This is a genomic window from Dietzia sp. DQ12-76, from assembly GCF_014145045.1.
GTDB lineage: Bacteria > Actinomycetota > Actinomycetes > Mycobacteriales > Mycobacteriaceae > Dietzia.
In genome coordinates, this window is record NZ_JAALDV010000567.1 from 424 (window position 1) to 18,114 (window position 17,691).

The 17,691-nt window shown below is 70.0% G+C and carries 15 protein-coding genes; 8 read left to right on the forward strand and 7 right to left on the reverse strand.

Annotated elements, in window-relative coordinates; all coding sequences use genetic code 11:
• The 5 genes from G6019_RS16920 to G6019_RS16940 form a co-directional block, all read right to left on the reverse strand.
• The coding region (locus tag G6019_RS16920) for an SGNH/GDSL hydrolase family protein (protein ID WP_182628127.1) at nt 1-640 on the reverse strand (640 nt) is incomplete at its 3' end.
• The gene (locus G6019_RS16925; protein WP_107756857.1) at nt 637-1,995 is read right to left on the reverse strand and encodes an McrC family protein; all 1,359 of its coding nucleotides are present in this window, start codon (nt 1,993-1,995) and stop codon (nt 637-639) included. The genes G6019_RS16925 and G6019_RS16920, both read right to left, overlap by 4 nt.
• Nucleotides 1,992-4,232: an AAA family ATPase gene (locus G6019_RS16930; protein ID WP_182613830.1), complete on the reverse strand. Its 2,241-nt coding sequence runs from the start codon at nt 4,230-4,232 to the stop codon at nt 1,992-1,994. The genes G6019_RS16925 and G6019_RS16930 overlap by 4 nt, the downstream gene beginning before the upstream one ends.
• Nucleotides 4,233-4,323: 91 nt before the next feature.
• Nucleotides 4,324-4,821 (reverse strand): transcription elongation factor GreA, encoded by a 498-nt coding sequence (gene greA / locus G6019_RS16935; protein ID WP_017835774.1) that lies wholly within the window; start codon nt 4,819-4,821, stop codon nt 4,324-4,326.
• Between the two features lie 122 nt (nt 4,822-4,943).
• Entirely contained in the window at nt 4,944-5,396 is a 453-nt protein-coding gene (locus G6019_RS16940) for a DUF4307 domain-containing protein (RefSeq protein WP_182613829.1), read from the reverse strand.
• A 135-nt stretch (nt 5,397-5,531) separates the two neighbouring features.
• On the opposite strand from G6019_RS16940, the gene mca reads away from it, so the two are divergent.
• The 7 genes from mca (at nt 5,532) to G6019_RS16975 (ending at nt 14,422) form a co-directional block, all read left to right on the forward strand.
• Nucleotides 5,532-6,455 (forward strand): mycothiol conjugate amidase Mca, encoded by a 924-nt coding sequence (gene mca, locus G6019_RS16945; protein WP_182613828.1) that lies wholly within the window; start codon nt 5,532-5,534, stop codon nt 6,453-6,455.
• A 44-nt stretch (nt 6,456-6,499) separates the two neighbouring features.
• Nucleotides 6,500-6,766, forward strand: a complete 267-nt coding sequence (locus G6019_RS16950) for a hypothetical protein (protein ID WP_107758150.1) — start codon at nt 6,500-6,502, stop codon at nt 6,764-6,766.
• Nucleotides 6,767-6,864: 98 nt separating this feature from the next.
• Nucleotides 6,865-8,784 carry a hypothetical protein gene (locus G6019_RS16955; RefSeq protein ID WP_182613826.1) on the forward strand — a complete coding sequence of 640 codons (1,920 nt, stop codon included), beginning with the start codon at nt 6,865-6,867 and terminating at the stop codon, nt 8,782-8,784.
• The gene (locus tag G6019_RS16960) at nt 8,781-10,121 is read left to right on the forward strand and encodes a hypothetical protein (protein ID WP_182613825.1); all 1,341 of its coding nucleotides are present in this window, start codon (nt 8,781-8,783) and stop codon (nt 10,119-10,121) included. Before G6019_RS16955 ends, G6019_RS16960 begins: the two co-directional genes overlap by 4 nt.
• Complete coding sequence (locus G6019_RS16965) at nt 10,106-11,572, forward strand: glycosyltransferase (protein ID WP_370446304.1); 1,467 nt, start codon at nt 10,106-10,108, stop codon at nt 11,570-11,572. The genes G6019_RS16960 and G6019_RS16965 overlap by 16 nt, the downstream gene beginning before the upstream one ends.
• A 55-nt stretch (nt 11,573-11,627) precedes the next feature.
• Complete coding sequence (locus tag G6019_RS16970) at nt 11,628-13,256, forward strand: glycosyltransferase family 39 protein (protein WP_182613824.1); 1,629 nt, start codon at nt 11,628-11,630, stop codon at nt 13,254-13,256.
• Between the two features lie 113 nt (nt 13,257-13,369).
• Nucleotides 13,370-14,422, forward strand: coding sequence for a beta-mannosidase (locus G6019_RS16975; RefSeq protein WP_107756852.1), 1,053 nt, complete (start codon nt 13,370-13,372; stop codon nt 14,420-14,422).
• A gap of 15 nt (nt 14,423-14,437) precedes the next feature.
• Here the strand turns inward: G6019_RS16975 and G6019_RS16980 are convergent, their stop codons facing one another.
• Complete coding sequence (locus tag G6019_RS16980; RefSeq protein WP_107756851.1) at nt 14,438-15,139, reverse strand: CE1759 family FMN reductase; 702 nt, start codon at nt 15,137-15,139, stop codon at nt 14,438-14,440.
• Nucleotides 15,136-16,386, reverse strand: coding sequence for an LLM class flavin-dependent oxidoreductase (locus G6019_RS16985; RefSeq protein ID WP_182613823.1), 1,251 nt, complete (start codon nt 16,384-16,386; stop codon nt 15,136-15,138). Before G6019_RS16985 ends, G6019_RS16980 begins: the two co-directional genes overlap by 4 nt.
• 190 nt (nt 16,387-16,576) lie before the next feature.
• On the opposite strand from G6019_RS16985, the gene G6019_RS17750 reads away from it, so the two are divergent.
• Entirely contained in the window at nt 16,577-17,602 is a 1,026-nt protein-coding gene (locus tag G6019_RS17750) for a nuclease-related domain-containing protein (protein WP_309230362.1), read from the forward strand.
• Nucleotides 17,603-17,691 lie beyond the last annotated feature (89 nt).

Here is a 17,691-nt window from a genome sequence, read left to right on the forward strand (position 1 = left end):
CCGCGGCCAGGCGCCGGCTGAGGGTGGCCATGACCGATCGCAGTGGCTGCGGGACGGGCTTGATGGTCCCGAGGTCGGGGCAGGTGCCCACCACCACGTGGGACCCGCCCCCTCGCAGCGCCTCGACGGCCTCACCCACCCGTCGCGCCGACGGGCCGATCGCGTTGCGGGCCGTGATGTCGTTGCCGCCGATGAGGATCACCGAGATGTCGGGATCGCCGTGTGCGATCTGCATGGCCTCGACCTGGCCCGCGAGACCTTTGGAGGTGGCACCGACGATCGCCTTGATGCTCAACCGCACGTTCCACCCCGCCTCCTCCGCCAAGCCGCGGGCGAGGAGGACGCCGGGCAGCTCGCCGGGGGAATCCGCGCCCAGGCCGGCCGCGAGCGAGTCGCCGAAGATCACCATGTGGACATCGCACGTCATGCCGGGGCGCCACGGCTCGGCGGTGACGGCCCCGGGGCGATAGAGGCCGTCGCCGTCGAAGGGGCGGGAGGTGGGTTTGGGGATCACCCGCCGGGCGGTTCTGGCCTGCTGGGCCAGGAGTTCGTACGCGCCCCGGTAGGCGCCGACCGTGCCCACGGCCACCAGAGCGAGGTTGACGACGATCTTGCGCGCCGGATCATCTGCGTCGGTCATCTGGCGTGGCGTCTCCCTCCGGTGCGGTGGCGTGCGGTGCCGCGTGCCGCGAGCTCGCGGGCCTGCTGTGACAGTTCGACGATAGTCCTGCGCGCCTCGGCGGGCCCCATCGAGAGATCGACCGGGTACTCGACGATCGAGATATCGGTGTGCACTATCCGCCGCGGTTGCGGTGCGTCGTCGCGGCGCTGGGCCGGATAGACGAGGAAGGCACGGTCCACCCCGAGTGCGGTGCAGGCCGCGAGCAGGCGGTAGTGCTCGGCGGCGCGGGCCCGGCGGTCGGTGGGATACGTGGGGACGAAGGTGGTGACGGGTCGGCCCTCGACCTCGTACACCAGCCCGGTCCGCACCGAGATGTGGTCGCCTTCCGACTCGGGAGCGCTGTGGCGACCGCGCCCATCGGCGGAGTCCTCTCCGGATCCGCCCTCGACCCCGGAGCGCCCCTCCGGCGTGCTCTCCTCGATCCCGGAGTCGAGGTGGACGACCGGGTTGTGCAGCACCCGGCCCCCACAGCCGTCGAGGGCCGCGGTCAGTTCGGCCTCGACGAAACGCTCGAACAGCTCCGGCATCTCGGTGACGAACGCGGCCGACGCCGCGTGACCGTCCTCCACCTCGACGGAGATGCGGCGCACGATCCGGTCGGCCAGGGCGAGCGCGTTCTGGAACCGGGCGTTGAGACGGGTCCGCGTCCAGGCGGGGACCGGGGCGCCCTGGCCGATGAGCGTGGCGTCCGCGAGCCGCGCGTCCACCATCGCCAACCGTCGCCGGGTGGCGTCGGGCAGGTCGGGCAGGAACTGCAGACGGTGCGCGGCCGTGCGCAGGATGCGGTTCTCGGCGATGTCCGGGGTGAACTCCGAGTAGGTGACCTCCAGGGGGATGGTCATTCCCGGGTGGCGGCGGATCTGGTCCCCAAGGCGGATACGTCCGCGCACGGTGGTCAGTGCCTCGTCGACCCTGCGGTACCCGCGCAGCAGCCCCGACGACAGGGCCTGATGCGCCAACGCGGCCATGGATTCGGCCACGGAGACCCACAGCTCGTCGTCGTCCCTCGCCTGGACGGCGGACGGGAGGAACGCCGACTCGGCCGCGTGGTCGAGCAGGAAGAACAACTGCGTCAGGCCGAGGTTGGCCGCGGGCAGGACTCTCACGGCCAGGCCCTCGACGCGGACCGAGCCGACGCTGCCGCACGGGATCAGCCGCCAGGTGTCGCGGCCGGCGGGCAGTACCTCGACCAACCCGGTCTGCGACAGGTGCTGAGCGCCCTCCCAGCTCAGGGTGACGAGCCGGCCGCGTCTGTCGAACTCGTCGAACTCGATGGTCTCCGACGCCGCGGAGCCCGCCGAGGGGGAGGTCACGCCCGGCCGATCTTCCGACGCAGTGTGGCGAGCCCGAAGCGCTCGTGGACCTCGGCTCGCGACAGGCGCCCGTAGTAGTGCTCCTCGAGCAGCGGGAGCAGGTCGTACCGCCAGATCGCCTCGAGCCCGCCTGGGTCGGTGGCCCGGTCCTTCATGAAGTACGACGGACCGATGCGCAGGTCGCGGTCCGAGTCGTCGATCTCCGAGTTGAGCGCCTCCAGCAGGTCGGCGGGCTCGGTGGTCTCGCCGCGGGCCTCGAGGTGCCGCCGCAGCACCCCCGCGACGGGCGGGGTGTCCGGGTGGAGTTCCATGAACGCGAACCGCCGCCGGATCGCCGCGTCGACCATGGCGATCGACCGGTCGGCGGTGTTCATGGTGCCGATGATGAACAGGTTGCGCGGCAGCCGGAACGAGGTGTCGGGACTGTACTGGGGCAGGACCGTGCGGTCGCGGTACTCGAGCAGGAAGTACATCTCGCCGAACACCCGCGCCAGGTCGGCCCGGTTCATCTCGTCGATGATGAGGAAACTCGGGTGCTCCCGGCCGGAATCCGACGTCGCGCGCGCGGCCTGGCGGCGCAGCGGGCCGGCCTGAAGGGCGAAGCCGGGCTGGCCCGATTCGGTGAGGGTGGGACGGTAGCCCTCGAAGAAGTCCTCGTAGGCGTAGCTGGGGTGGAACTGGACGAGCTGCACGCGGCTCGGGTCGTCGGCGCCGGCGAGGAAGCGGGCGAGTTCCTGCGCGAGGTAGGTCTTGCCGGTGCCGGGGGGCCCGTAGAAGACGATCTGTTGCCGCTCCTGCAGGGTGTCCACGATCTCCTGCAGCTCCCTGCGCGGCATGTGCAGGCTGTCGGCGAGCTCGTCGGTGATGTCGGGGAGGGTGGGAACCGTTCCCGCGCCCGGGGCCTCGGCCACCTGGGACTCGGCGGAGTGCCGGCCTGGGTGCATGGCGGCGAGCAGGGCGTCCAGGCCGTCGGTGAGGTCCACGACCGTGCCGGGCTCCCCGATCAACTCGGAGAGCGGGCTGGGGAGGGTGTCCAGGTCGAGCGTGACCGAGTGCCACCTCACCGAGCGCTCGAGTTGCTGGCCACCGTCGTCGACGTAGCCCAGGTCGTCGGTGAGGGTGCCCAGGTGCAGTTTGGCGTCGGCGACCGTGGCCACCACGTCCTGGGGGCTCATCCGGGACAGGAAGGTGTGCAGCTCGGCCGTGAGCTGGAACCGCGCCTGGTAGTCCAGGTGCGGATAGCCCTGCTCGACGGCCTGGGACACCTCGAGCCGACTGGCGTGCGCGGGGATGCGGGGCAGGTGTGAGGCGGGCAGCGCGATCCGGTTCTGCGCGACCCACTGCCCGGCCTGGCCGACGCCGCCACGTCCGGGCCGGACCAGCCACGCGCGGCGGGAGTGGTCGTCGCGGTGGCGCTGCCACTGGTTGGCGATCGCGCCGCGGTACCAGTCGACGGGTTGCCCGAGTTGGGCGGTGAGGGTCTCGGCGATGCGGTGCAGGTCCTGGTCGATGTCCAGCTCGTCGATCCCGGACGGGCCGCCGATCAGTTCGGCGAAGGCGTCGCGGATCCGCGTCTTGTGCTCGTGCTTGACGACCGGCTGGAAGTACCCGGGCCAGGCGAGGTACTGCAGGCTGTAGCGGATGGCCCGCCAGTCCCCGGGCGTCGAGCGGGCGGCGCGCTGGAACTCCCACGGGTCCGTGAGCGCCGCGTCCCGCTCGGCCGACTCCAACTCGGCCCAGTGGACGATGAACGTACACAACCACCGCAGGTGTTCGCGCATCTGGACGTTGAACCCCAGGCCACCGGTCAACGGGCCCTTCTCGCCGAGCGCCTCGTCGAGCGCCTCGGGGATCGTCGGCGCGTCGTCCACCCAGGACAGGACGTCCCGGATCCGCCCCCGCTTGAGGCGCGCGGTGACCGTGGACAGGGGCAGCTGCTGGATGTACAGGAGCTCGGCGGCCAGCAGCACCACCGGACGCGGGGCGCCCTCCAACTGGTCGTGGAGCGCCTGCATCACGGGGGAGCGGGTGGAGCCCCCGGAGTCCTCGTCGGTGTGCTCGTCGGCGTCACCGTCCAGGCGCCGGACCAGCTCCTCCGCGACCTCGGGCGTCCAGGTGTAGAGCTCGTCGTCGAACGGTGACTGCCCGGTGCGCAGCGCCGGTCCCAGGACCTGCTCGGCCGCCGCCTCGATCTTCGGTGCGGGGCCCAGAGGCCTGTCATGGGAACCGTCTGTCACGTGGGACTCCTGCTACGCCGGCGCGGGAACGGGCTGGTCGACCCGGGCCCGATGGACGTCAAGAACCTACCACCGGGCCCGTCGTGGCCGGTCAGCTCTGGTACGGCTCCGCGGTCACGATCGTCACGGAGACGGACTTGCCATTGGGGGTCGTGTACTCGCGGCTCTCGCCGACCTTCGCGCCCAGGATCGCGCGGCCCAGGGGGGAGTCGGGGGAGTAGATCTCGAGGTCGTCCTTGCCCGAGCCCTCACCGCGGGTGCCCACGAGGAACGTCTCCTTGGTGTCCTCGTCCCCGTTGTAGTACGCGCGGACGACGGAGCCCACCAGCGCGACGCCGGTCTCCGTGGGGGTCTCGCCGACCTGGGCGGTGGCCAGCAGATCGTCGAGCTGCCGGATCCGGGCCTCCTCCTGGCCCTGCTGCTCGCGTGCGGCGTGGTACCCGGCGTTCTCCTTGAGGTCGCCCTCCTCCCGCCGCTCGTTGATCTCGGCGGCGATGACCGGGCGGTTGGCGATCAGCGCCTCCTTCTCGGCCATGAGGCGGTCGTACGAATCCTGGGTCAACCAGTAGCCCTGGGTGTCGTTCGCCATGAGAGCGCACTCCAATCTGTTCGTGTGTGTGCTGCTGTACGAAAAACACGGCCCCGCGAAAGGAGCCGTGCTGATAGGACGATGCTAACACAGCGGTGACCTGCTGCGGGGCCGGAGAAGCCCTACCTGCGCAGGTAGTCCGGGATGTCGTCGCCGCAGCCGTAGGCGTCGGCCACGAACGCGCGGGCCGAGGTCGCGATGGACATGTCGACCTGGATCGCGCTGTTCGCGGACGGGGGCACGTAGACCTCCCGCCGGCCGACCTCGCCCTTGGTCTGGTCCTGGGCGCGGACGATGCAGTACGCGGCCGTCCCGGGGTCGTCGCGGGTGACGGTCATCACCACGTCGGTCCGACCGTCGTCGACGACCGTCACGCCGATCACCTCGGCGGAGATCGTGGGGGTGGAGCTGAGCCGGTACCCGGCGACGGCGCCGGCCACCACGAGGGCTCCCACGAGCAGGACCAGGAATCCCGCGACCACCTTGCCCGTCACGCCGGATCCGGTGTCGTCGTACCGCCCGGCCGGCGGGGTCCCTGCCGCCTGTGGCGCCACGTCCGACCTCGGCTCACTCATGGTCCCAAGGGTATCCGGGGGCGGGCGACCGGCCTCCCCGGGGGCACCGGTGCCCGGTGTGTCCATAGAATGGCCCCTCACGATCAGAATGGGTCATCCCCGATCCCCGAGCTCTGAAGAACGGCAGGTGCGACGATGGCCGGTCTCCGGCTGATGGCGGTGCACGCCCACCCCGACGACGAGGCGTCCAAGGGCTCCGCGACCATGGCCAAGTACGTGGCCCAGGGCGTCACCGTGCTGGTGGAGACATGTACCGGCGGCGAGCGTGGCAGCATCCTCAACCCTGCGATGGACCGCCCCGACGTCGTGGCCGACCTCGTTCGTGTGCGGCGCCGGGAGATGGCGCGCGCGGCCGACATCCTCGGCGTCGAGCACCACTGGCTGGGCTACGAGGACTCGGGTCTGCCCGAGGGTGACCCGTTGCCGCCGTTGCCTCCCGGATGCTTCGCCCTTGCCGACGACGACGAGGTCACCCGCTCCCTGGTCGCCCGGATCCGGGAGTTCCGCCCGCACGTGATGATCACCTACGACGAGAACGGCGGGTACCCGCACCCGGATCACCTGAAGGTGCACTCGGCGTCGATGGCCGCCTACGAGGCCGCCGCGGACCCCGCCCGCTATCCGGGGACCGGCGAGCCGTGGGCGGTGGCCAAGGTCTACTACACCCACGGTTTCCCCAAGAGCCGTCTGGAACTGCTCGACGAGGAGTTGTTCGCGCGCGACGGCGTCCGGCACTTCGCCGAGTTCCTCTCCCGCTGGGGAGACCGTCCCGACATCATGGAGCGGGTGACCACCCGGGTGGAGTGCGCCGACTACTTCGAGCAACGCAATTCCGCGCTGTTGGCCCACGCCACGCAGATCGACCCCAACGGCTGGTTCTTCGCGGCCCCGGTCGAGATGCAGCAGCGGGTGTGGCCCACCGAGGAGTTCGAACTCGCGGCAAGCCGGGTGGCCGTACCGGTGCGAGCTGAGGGAGAATACGAGTCAGACCTGTTCGAGGGCGTCGACCCGTACGTCCCGCTGCCGGTCGGACCGAGCACAGCGAAGGACCCGCGATGATCACTCTGGGACCGGACGTCCAGATCCTGGCGCACCAGGCGGTGATGGTCTTCGCACAGCACCAGTCGCCGGGCACCCCGGGGTACAACGACCACCCGATGGGGCCGGAGTTCGGCAAGGCCTCGCCGATCGGGATCCCGGTGGTCCTGCTGCTGCTGGTGGCCACCGTGCTGCTGATCCGCAACATGAACAAGCACATCAAGAACCTGCCCGAGACCTTCGACACCGATCATCCCGAGCCCGACCAGCTGGCCGACGAGGGCACGGACCGTGCGGGCGTCGAGGGGGGCGCACCCGCCGACCCTCGCTGATCGTCCCTGCGGCCTACCGCCTCTGAGAGCAGAGAGTGGGTGTACGGCTCGGCCGGATCCCAGGTCACGAGCCCGGGCGCCCGGTAGGGTCATGAGCCGTGTCCGCGCCCCCCGCACTTCGTGTTTCCGCCTGCCTCCTGCTCGCCGTCGCCCTCGCCGCCCCGACCCCGGCCGGTGCCCAGACCGTCATAGACGGACCCAGACTCGGGGTCGCGCAGGTGCTCCGGTTTCCTGATCGGAGCGCCGAGGTCGCGGTCCCGATCCCGGTCCCCGAGGGTCTGAGTCCCAGGACGATGAGCACGACGGTGCAGCTCCCGGTGGACCTCGACCGGGGGCATCTCGAGGCGTGGTCAGGTGGCCTGCTACTGGCCCGGGAGGAGCTGAGATCGGACGCCGAGTTCGAGCGTCTCACCATTCCGCTCGATCGCGGGCGGGTGCGCAACGGCGTACTGAACCTCACCCTGCGGACCGTCCTGCACTCCCGCGGAGAGGCCTGTCCGGACTGGGGCGACCGGTCTCTGGAGCTGCGTGACACCGAGGTGGACTTCGCCGGCGAGCCCGAGGCGCCCCGGGTGCTGGCCGACTTCGTCCCCCCGGTCCTGGAACGCGTGGAGATCTACCTCCCGGACGAGCCGACCCGCGCCGAGTCGGAGGCCGCTGCCCAGTTGGCGCTCCTCGCGTCGTCGAGGTTCGGGCGGACGGGTCTGGAGATCGAGGTGCTCCCTGCGTCGGGGTCCAGGGCTCCGGATGCCTCGCCCTTCACCCGTCGGGCGGAGATCCGTGAAGCCGACGAGTCCCGGATCGACCTGACCGACGACGCCGTCCCCACCGTGGTGGTCACAGGCGACTCCGCCGCCCTGGGGCGCCAGATGCGGTCGGTGACGAGCGACCTGTGGTCGCTGGCCGTCGCGGGTTCGGCCACCCTCGATACGCCTCTCCCGGCGCCCCGCGCCCTGGTGACCGAGGCGACCCTCGACGAGCTCGGACCGGGTTCGCGGTCCGCGCGGTCGGTGGGGTCGGTCTCGGCGAGCTTCGGGCTCGACCAGACCAGCCTCGGGCAGGTGACCGGGGACGTGACCGTAGATCTGGTCGGGTCCTATTCGCCGCCACCGTCCGACCGCAGCGGGCTGATCGTGGTGTCGGCCGGTCAGACCGTGCTGGAGTCGTGGACCGCCGATCAGTCCGGGATCATCGACCGCACGGTGACCGTTCCCGCCGGTGCGCTGAACCGGTACACCGACATCACCGTCTCCCTCCAGACCTCCGGCGCGGGCGCGGCCTGTGGAGTCCTACAACCGTTGACCCTGATCATCGACGGGGCGACCCGGGTCCGTCTGTCCGAACCCGCCTCACCGGCACCGGCCGGGTTCGGGTCCCTCCCGCAGGCGCTCCTACCCCGTCTGCAGGTGGCCACCGGCAGCGGATCGCTGGAGGACACCGCGCGGGCCGTGCGGATCCTCGCCGAACTACAGGCGCTGTCCGCCACGCCGCTGCTGCCCGAATGGGTGAGCCCGGAGACCCTCCTGGACGGCAACGTCCCCGGATTACTGGTGACGTCCGGGTCCGCCCCGTCCGATGTCGACCTGCCCCTGACTCTGACCGGCGGTCGCACGCTGGAGGTGGTGGGAGCGCAGGACGATCAGCCCGCGACGTTGCGGTTCTACGAGGACGTCGACTTCGCGTCGATGCAGGTGGTCCAGGACGGTGATCGAGCGCTCCTGGTGGCCTCGTCCAGTTCGGGTTCGGCGGAGCTCGACCGCACGCTGGAGTGGTTGGACGACGAGCCGGGTCGATGGTCGATGTTGGCCGGAAACGTCCTGTTCACCGCTCCGGACAGGGAGCCGATCGAACTGTCCACGGTCGAGGCGATCGATGGGGACGCGAGTCAGGAGGAGGAGGGAACCGACGGCGTCCGCACCGCACTGCTCGTCGGTCTGGTGATCACGCTGGCGGGGGCGGCGGTCGCCGGGCTCGTCTGGGCGGCCTCTCGTCGCCGTCGGGTCCGCCCGCGGCGGTGAAACCCGCCCAGGCTCTCCCCGGCGCTCTCGGTGAGGGAGCGGATCACGTCGCGAGGTGGGCGCTGCTCGTCGTGCTCGCCGCCGCCGGGTTCTGGCGGACGTGGGCGAGGATCGCAGGGGAGGTGACGGCCGGCTCCGGTAGCGAGGTGTTCCTCGCCGCCCCCGTCGGTGCCGTGCTCACCGCCGTGGCCTTGCACCTGAGGCGGCGCCCGGAGTTGCCGATCCACGACCGGCAGAGCGACAAGATCGCGGGGACGATCGTCCTGGCCATCGCGCTGATGATCGAGTGGCTCGTGCTGCCCCGGTACACGGAGACCTATGTCCTGTTGCACCTGGACTTCATCGCCGCCTGGATGTTCCTCCTGGGTGGATCGGTGTTCTTCTTCGGGACGCGCCGCACCTTCCGGTACTGGCCGTCCTGGCTGCTCCTCACCGTCGCGACTCCGGGTGCGTTGCGCCTGGCGGTGTTCGCCTTGGGTGGAGGCTGGGGGGCGGAGGCGGTGGTCATGGTGCTGGTGGTCTCCGTGGGGCCGCTGGCGATCCTCGGGCCGCCGGCACTCCGCCGCCTCCGCGGGGCCGGTGCGGCGGAGGACCGGCGGTCGGGTGGTTCACCCCTGCCCTCGTTGGTGGTCTCTCCACGTGAGGCCTGGCGCAGCGCACCTCTGGTGATCGTCGTGGCCGTGCTCCTCTCCCTCGCGCCGCTGCCGGCGGGGATCGATGAACGACTGTCCCCGGGGCCCGGTGCCCTGAACGGGGCAGGTCAGATCCTCCCCGCGGGATGGGAGGAGGTCGACAGGATCGACTACCCGTGGGCCGAGCGGATGTTCGGGCCGTCAGCCACTCTGGAGCGTCAGATGATCAGGGCGACGCGCGTCCGGGCCGACTGGGACGAGCTCCTGCGCCCCAGGGTGGCGGCGGTGCAGACATTGACCGTCGGTGATCCGGGGGTTCTCGAGGTGTTCCCGTTGGAGATGATGTTCGATCTCAGTTCGGCACGGATCAGTCCGCCCCGGCCGGTACCACTCAACCGGGGCGTCTCCGCGCGGTACCGGACGGTGATCGACGACGAGAACCTCCTCACCTGGAGCGTGATGTCGTTCGTCTGGACACGGGCGGGGGACAGGATCCAACGTGTCACGCTCATCACCGTGGACAACCACGAGTTCGACGCCGAGTTCCCGCCGGCCGTTCCCGGCTCGCGGTCGTTCTCGCGCCTGCTCAGCCTGGCGCTGCGCGGAGCGGGTGCGGTCACCGACACCAATTCGCAGGAGAAGGATCTCGATATGCTGACCGAGCTCGCGACCGACCTCGTGGAGGCGCAGTGGACGGACGGGTAGATCCGGAGCCGGCGACCCCCGAGACCGCCGACCCGGACGACATTCGCAGCGAGGCGGCCCTCCACGACGCCGTGCACGGATTGTTCGAACGCGACCCGTCCGCCTCGGCGGCGGTGCCGTTCGTGCCGTGGCAGAAGTGGGCAGGACTCACCGGGGTCGCCGTGGTGGTCCTCGCCCTGGTCGTGGCCACCACCCCGACCCTCATCGCGTTGACGGCGGTGAGTACCGCCGTCTACCTCATCACGCTCGCCGACCGGCTCCTCCTCCTCGGCCGCGGGCTGGCGCGGGAGTCGATCCTGCACGTGGAGGACGACCGCGCCCTGGCCGTGCCGGACTCCGACCTGCCCACGTACTCGGTGCTGGTGCCCGCCTACAACGAGCCGGAGGTGATCGGCGACCTCATCGACGCCGTGAGCTCCATCGACTACCCGGCCGACAAGCTGGAGGTGTTGTTGCTGCTCGAGGCCGACGACGACGTGACGATCGACGCGGCGGAGGCCGCCGGTCTGGGCGAGGTGTGCCGGATCCTGCGGATCCCCCCGGCCGATCCCCGCACCAAGCCCAAGGCGTGCAACTACGCGTTGCACTACGCCACCGGGGAGATCATCACGATCTTCGACGCCGAGGACCGCCCCGATCCCCTCCAACTCCGGCGCGTGGCGGTGGCCTTCGCCGATCTCGACGACGAGGTGGTGTGCGTCCAGGCCAAGCTCGCGTTCCACAACGGGTCGCAGAACATGCTCACGGCGTGGTTCACCGCCGACTACGCGCTGTGGTTCAACTTCCTCCTACCCGGTCTGATGAAGTCCAGCTCGCCCATCCCGCTGGGGGGCACGTCGAACCACATCAAGGCCGACGTGCTGTCCGAGATCGGCGCGTGGGATCCGTACAACGTCACCGAGGACGCCGACCTGGGTGTGCGGATCGCCGCCCGCGGACACCGGACGGCCGTGCTCGACTCCACCACCCTGGAGGAGGCCAACCCTGACCCGATCAACTGGATAAGGCAGCGTTCTCGCTGGTACAAGGGGTACCTGCAGACCTGGCTGGTGCACATGCGTCATCCGGTCACGCTGTGGCGCACCCTCGGCACGGTGAGCATGTTCCGCTTCACGACCCTGCTGGCCGGGACCCCCGTGATCGCCTGCCTCAACATGGTGTTCTGGCTCGTGACCCTGTCCTGGATACTCGGCCAACCGGCCGTCATCGAGCAGGTCTTCCCCGCCTACGTGTACTTCCCCGCGTTGATCTGCCTGGTGCTCGGCAACTCGACGATCCTCTACTCGAACTTCATCGCCTGCCGGGAGACCGGCAACGCGGCGCTGTGGTGGGCGTGTCTGACGGTCCCGCTCTACTGGGTGCTCATGTCGATCGCCGCGATCAAGGGCACCTATCAGCTCTTCGCCAACCCCTCCTACTGGGAGAAGACCGTGCACGGGTTGGCGTCATGAGGGGGGTCGGCGTCATGAATCGACCGCCGGTCGGCATCACGCTGGGACCGGCCTCGTGAGATCCCGTCCCGTCGCCGTCTTCTGCGCGTTCACGCTGCTGTACCTGGCGGTGGGGCTCTACCTCTCCCTCGGTGCCAACTACCTGCAGGGCGACGCGTTGAGTCGCGTGGCCGACACGCGGGCCGCGCTGCTGTCCAGAGACCCGCATCTGGCGGCCATCGGCTTCATCTTCACCCCGCTCACCGCGCTCGCCCAGCTCCCGCTCGTCAGTCTGTCCGGGTGGTTCCCGGGTCTCACCAGATGGAGCCTGACCGCGGTGGCGGTGAGCGCGCCGGCGATGGCGGCCGCGGTCACCCAGATCCACGCACTCGCGGGGGAACGCCAGTGCCCGGCCTGGTTCACCTGGGGGGTCACCCTGGTCTTCGGATTGCATCCGATGATCGTGTACTACGGGGCGAACGGCATGAGCGAGGCCCTGTTCGTCTTCTTCGTGGTGTGGGCCGTGCGCCGCCTCGTCCGGTGGATGACCACGGACGACGTCCACGATCTGATGGTGGCCGGCTTCGCGCTGGGGATGTCCTACCTGGCCCGCTACGACGCACTGGCCGCCTCGGGCGCTGCAACCCTCGTCGTCGTGGTGGTGTCATACCGGCGCAGCCGCAGGACCGAGACGGCGATCCTCGACGGCGTGATCCTCGCCGCGCCCACCGCACTGGCGTTCCTCGTGTGGGCGGCGACCAGCTGGCTGGTGACCGGCAGTGCGCTCGCGCAGTTCTCCTCGCGCTACGGCAACGCCGCGATCCTCGAGCAGTCCGGAGGGGGTTCCACCGGGGGGCTGTCGGCCCTCGGGTTCTCGGCGGCCGAGATCGTCGCGCTCGCCCCGGCACTCGGTGTGGTCCTGCTGGTGTGCGTGGTGCTGTCGGTGCGCCGCCGGGATCCTGAACCGCTGGCCGCCGTGGTCCTCGTGGCGGTGCTGGGCTTCGCGGTGTTCACCTACCTGCGCGGCATGACGTTCCCGTTCCTGCGGTTCTATATCAGCGCGATACCCCTGATCGTCGTGCTGGCGGTGTTCTGCGTCCCGCGCGGGGGTGTCATGACCACCCGGCGGCCCGGCCCCCGGGCGACCGCGAGAACACAGGACCAGCTCGCGGGCGGGCGCCTCGTCCCGACGGGAATGCTCATCCTCCTCGCGGCGGGAGTCCCGTTCAGTGCAGTGGCCATGGCCTCCCCGACACTGTCCCAGGAGCAGCACGCGCTACACGCGGTGATCCTGCCCGAGTCGGGGAACAGGCCCCCGGAGCTCAGGATGCAGCAGGAGGCGATCGTCGCATCGTTCGACACCGAACGACGACTCGCCGACTACCTGGACTCCCTCGACCTGCCCGAGGGGGCGGTCATCATGGACACGGTCCACGGCTTCCCGATCATCGCCTCCACCACCAGGCCCGAACAGTTCGTCATCCCCTCGGATCGCGACTTCGTCGAGATCCTCAACGACCCGGCGGCCAACGGTGTCCAGTTCCTGCTGACGGTGCCCGCCGAGGGGCGTGGCACCTCCGACGCGCTCAACCTCCGCTATCCGACCGTCCACGAGAACGGGGCCCAGCTCGGCAGCCTGGAGTTCGAGGTGGTCAACTCCGGTAGCGACCGCCCGACCTGGAGACTGTGGCGGGTGTACGAGTAGTCCGCGGCGCGCCGCGCACCGGCTGGAAAGGGCCGCGCGGACGGCCGGAACCGCGCCGGACACCGTCGCCGGGATCCGGTGGTGGTCCGGGAACCGTCGACTATTGTCAGCTCATGAAGAACTCTGCCATCGTCGGGGTGCTGGTGCTCGTCCTGACGCTGGCCTGCGCGGCGCCGCCGGATTCACGATCGCAGGCGCAGCCACATCGCGCGACGGTCTCCGGGGGAGAGCTCCACCTCGACGGCCAACCCTGGTGGCCGACCGGCCTCAACGCCTATCAGTTGGCGACGGACTGGAGCGTCAACCGGGGATGCGGCGCGATGGTCGACCTCGACGCGTACTTCGGTTCACTTCCGGACGGTGCCGCCACGCGATTCAACGTCTTTCAACAGCTCGCCGTGAACAAGTTCACCGGGGCCCTGGACTTCGCCCCGATCGACGCGGTCTTCGCCGCCGCGGAGCGCCACGATCAGATGGTGATCCCGGTTCTCGTGGGCCAGGACGGCGCCTGCGAGGACGAGCAGTACAAGGACCGCGACTGGTACCTGGACGGCTGGGAACAACCCACGGCGATGCCACTGAGCTACCGAGACTGGGTCACGACCGCGGTCGAACGGTGGTCGGGCTCGCCGGTGATCGCGGCCTGGGAGCCGATCGGGGAGCCCGAGACCGCGGTATGCGGAACGGCCGACTGCCACTGGCAGTACCGGACCTGCCCGGCGGACTCCGCGCAGGTTCTGCGTGAGTGGACCGACGAGGTCGGGCAGCTGATCCGGGACCGCGACCCCGGCCGACTCATCACCGCCGGCCTCCTGGGCGGGGACCAGTGCGGGCTGGTGGCCGATGGGTACAGACTCATCGCCGAATCCCCGTACGTCGACGTGCTCCAGTATCACGACTACGACAACGCGGGATTCTTGCCACTGCGCCTCGCGCAGACCGACAAGCCGCTAGTGGTCACCGAGCTCGGGATCGCTGCGGGGTCCTGCCTGGCCCTCGAGGATCGTGCGGTCCTCATCGGGGAGCGCATCGACGACTACGAGGCAATGGGTGCGGCAGGGGCCATGCTGTGGGCGTTCGTCCCGGACCCCAGGCCGGGCGAGTGCACGTACGACATCGGCCCGGAGGACCCCATCAGGGCGCTGCCCCAGATCGCGCGGAACTAGCTCGTCCGCCCCGGGTCAGGTCGCCCCACCGAGCAGATCGCCCATCGGGACGAAGTCGCCGAACTCGTCGTCGTCGTTCCTCCGGCCCCGGCCCGCATCCGAACGGGTCGGCGCCACCGCACCGGGGGCGACCCCGGCGAACCGCAGCATGTAGTCGGCCAGTTCCGTGCCGACGCGCTGCGCGCGCGTGGACAGCGACTCGCCCTCGCCACCCGGGGCGACCGCCCCGAAATCCTCGGACGCCGCGAACACCGAGGTCGGCACCACGTCGGCCTTGAGATAGGCGAACATCGGTCGCAGTGCGAAGTCGATCGCCAGCGAGTGCCGGACGGTGCCACCGGTCGCCCCCAGTGCCACCGGGACGCCGGCCAGCGTTCCGGGGTCGATCACGTCGAAGAAGGACTTGAAGAGGCCCGAGAACGACTGGTTATAGGTGGGCGTCACCGCGATCACCCCGTCCGCGCGGCCGATCTCCTCGAGGGCCGCGCGCAAGGTGTCACCGGGGAACCGGGTGAGCGTGGCGTCGACGACCTCGTGGGCGAGCCCCCGGACCTCAAGAACCGCCACGTCGACGTCCTGACCGTGACGCGTCAGGGCCTCACGGGTGGCCGAGGTCAGCCGGTCGGCCAGCATCCTGGTACTCGACGGCACCGAGGTGCCAGCCGAGACCACGACCAGCCGCAGCGGGCGGGCGTCGGGCGAGTGAGTGGGGGTCACTTGCTGCTCCTTCCGGCCGGTGCCTGCGCGAGACGGGACTCGGTGCGACGGGCGCGCGCCAGGGACTGCTCTTGCGCGCGCTGTCCGCCCTCGACCGTCAGGCCGGTCCAGTTGTCCCCGGTGCCGAACCGGTAGGCGTCCGAGTAGGCGGGCTCGCCCTCGGCGGCCAGTGCGGCGTCGCGTGCTGCGACCCGGGCTGCGTGGGTCGGTCCGTCCGGCACGTGGGCCGGCCGCTTCGCGTCGAGTTCCCGGCGCAGGACCGGCACGATCTCGGTGCCGAGGATCTCGATCTGCTCCATGACGGTCTTGCGGGGCAGTCCGGCGTGATCGATGAGGAACATCTGGCGTTGGTAGTCGCCGACGTGCTCGCGCATGGTCAGGTAGCGGTCGATGACCTGCTGCGGGGAGCCCACGGTCAGCGGGGTCTGGGCGGTGAAGTCCTCGAGCGACGGGCCGTGGCCGTACACCGGTGCGTTGTCGAAGTAGGGGCGGAACTCGTCCACGGCGTCCTGGCTGTTGGGGCGTGCGAAGAACTGACCGCCCAGGCCCACGATCGCCTGATCCGCGGAACCGTGGCCATAGTGCTCGTAGCGGCGGCGGTAGAGCTCGACCATCTGCTTGGTGTGGCTGATCGGCCAGAAGATGTTGTTGTGGAAGAACCCGTCACCGTAGTAGGCGGCCTGCTCCGCGATCTGCGGCGAGCGTATCGACCCGTGCCAGACGAAGGGTGCGACCCCGTCGAGGGGGCGCGGGGTTGAGGTGAACTGCTGGAGGGCGGTCCGGAACTTGCCCTCCCACTCCACCACGTCCTCGTGCCACAGGCGGTGGAGCAACTCGTAGTTCTCTATCGCCAGCGGCAGTCCCTGCCGGATGTCCTGGCCGAACCACGGGTAGACCGGTCCGGTGTTGCCACGCCCCATCGTCAGGTCGACCCGGCCCCCGGCCAGGTGCTGGAGCATGGCGTAATCCTCGGCGATCTTCACCGGGTCATTGGTGGTGATGAGCGTCGTGGCGGTGGACAGGATGATGTCCGAGGTCTGCCCCGCGATGTAGCCGAGGGTGGTGGTGGGGGAGGACGTTACGAAGGGCGGGTTGTGGTGCTCTCCCAGCGCGAAGACGTCCAGGCCCACCTGCTCGGCCTGAATCGCGTACTCGACTACCGCTTCGAGGCGCTCGTGCTCGGTGGCCACCTGCCCGGTGTGCGGGTCAGGGGTGATGTCGGCGATGGAGAAGATCCCGAACTGCATGATCGCGAGCCTTTCAGTCTGTTGGGGCGTTCCCTCTGGTTGATGCGTTCCATCCTAACTTGCTGACATGTCAAACAACAGGGGGGTGCCGAGTATTCCGTATCACTCGCGGGGCTTGACGAATCGCGCGTTCCGCCACGAGGTGGGGCGTCGGGGTGTGAGGATTCGACGACTGTCAACAGGAGGCGCCGTGACCGAGTGGATCGTTCGAAGGTGGGTCCGTTTCGGCCACGACAGGCTCTACGCCGCGACCCCGGGCGGAACCGACCTGGGATACCTCGATCTCGCCACCGGCCGCTACCACTCCGACGACCTCAGCAACCTGCCGCTGTTGCGCAAGGCGATCGAGGACCACATGGGCGCCCGGCGGCACGGCGGGTCGGTACGAGAGCCGAACCGGCAACCTCAGGGGAACGCTTCGCCGACGGCGTCTCCAGCCGGGACCCCGGTGGCGCCACCGACGCTCCCGACACCGCTTTCCCCGACACCGCTGGCACAGTCGCCGGGGCCGGTCGCGGCGACTGCCCCGGTTCCGCCTCCGGCCACAGCGCCGCCCCTGACCACAGCGCCGTCAACCCGATCCGGGCTGAGGTGGCACGATCTTTCGGACACTCGTGCGGGGGCGGCCGCCCGCGAGCGGGCACTCGCCGAACGGGAGGCGCAGGGGATGGTGCGCCACATGTTCGCCCGGGTCTTCGATGCGAAGACGGACGAGCGCGCGTGGCGCATCGGTGCGGATGGTGAGCAGGCGGTCGGTGATCAGCTGGCCGCACTGGATGCTCGGTGGAGAATCCTGCACGCCGTGCGCGTGGGGGAGCGGGGTGCCGATATCGACCACGTGGTGATCGGACCGGGCGGCGTGTTCACCGTGAACTCCAAGAATCACCCCAAAGCCTCGATCTGGGTGGGCGGCGACACCTTCATGGTCAATGGCAGTCGGGTTCCGTACATCCGCAACAGTCGGCATGAGGCGAGGCGCGCATCCCGTCTGCTGGCGGAGCATGTCGGCTTCCCGGTGCCGGTCACCGGGGTGATCGCGGTGGTGGGAGCGCGCCGGGGATTCACCGTGAAGAACCAGCCGATAGATGGCGCTGTGACGGTGGTGACCAGGCGCGGCATCAGGCGATATCTCACATCGCAGCCGCAGCGACTGGGATTGCGCGAGATCGACGCGATCCACGAGGTCGCCAGACGATCCACGACATGGCATCGCTGAACCCGAGCAGGACCCTGTCAGGCGGGGTGGGGGCGGTGGGCGCCGGGTGGGTTGGTGAGGTGGCCGTCGTCGGTGATGAGGCGGTCGAG

Bases quoted from the DNA above. Each gene is read 5' to 3' on its own strand.
- greA (WP_017835774.1), bottom strand. From the start codon at position 4,821: ATGGCGAACGACACCCAGGGCTACTGGTTGACCCAGGATTCGTACGAC.
- G6019_RS16940 (WP_182613829.1), bottom strand. From the start codon at position 5,396: ATGAGTGAGCCGAGGTCGGACGTGGCGCCACAGGCGGCAGGGACCCCG.
- mca (WP_182613828.1), top strand. From the start codon at position 5,532: ATGGCCGGTCTCCGGCTGATGGCGGTGCACGCCCACCCCGACGACGAG.
- G6019_RS16950 (WP_107758150.1), top strand. From the start codon at position 6,500: ATGGTCTTCGCACAGCACCAGTCGCCGGGCACCCCGGGGTACAACGAC.
- G6019_RS16975 (WP_107756852.1), top strand. From the start codon at position 13,370: ATGAAGAACTCTGCCATCGTCGGGGTGCTGGTGCTCGTCCTGACGCTG.
- G6019_RS16985 (WP_182613823.1), bottom strand. From the start codon at position 16,386: ATGCAGTTCGGGATCTTCTCCATCGCCGACATCACCCCTGACCCGCAC.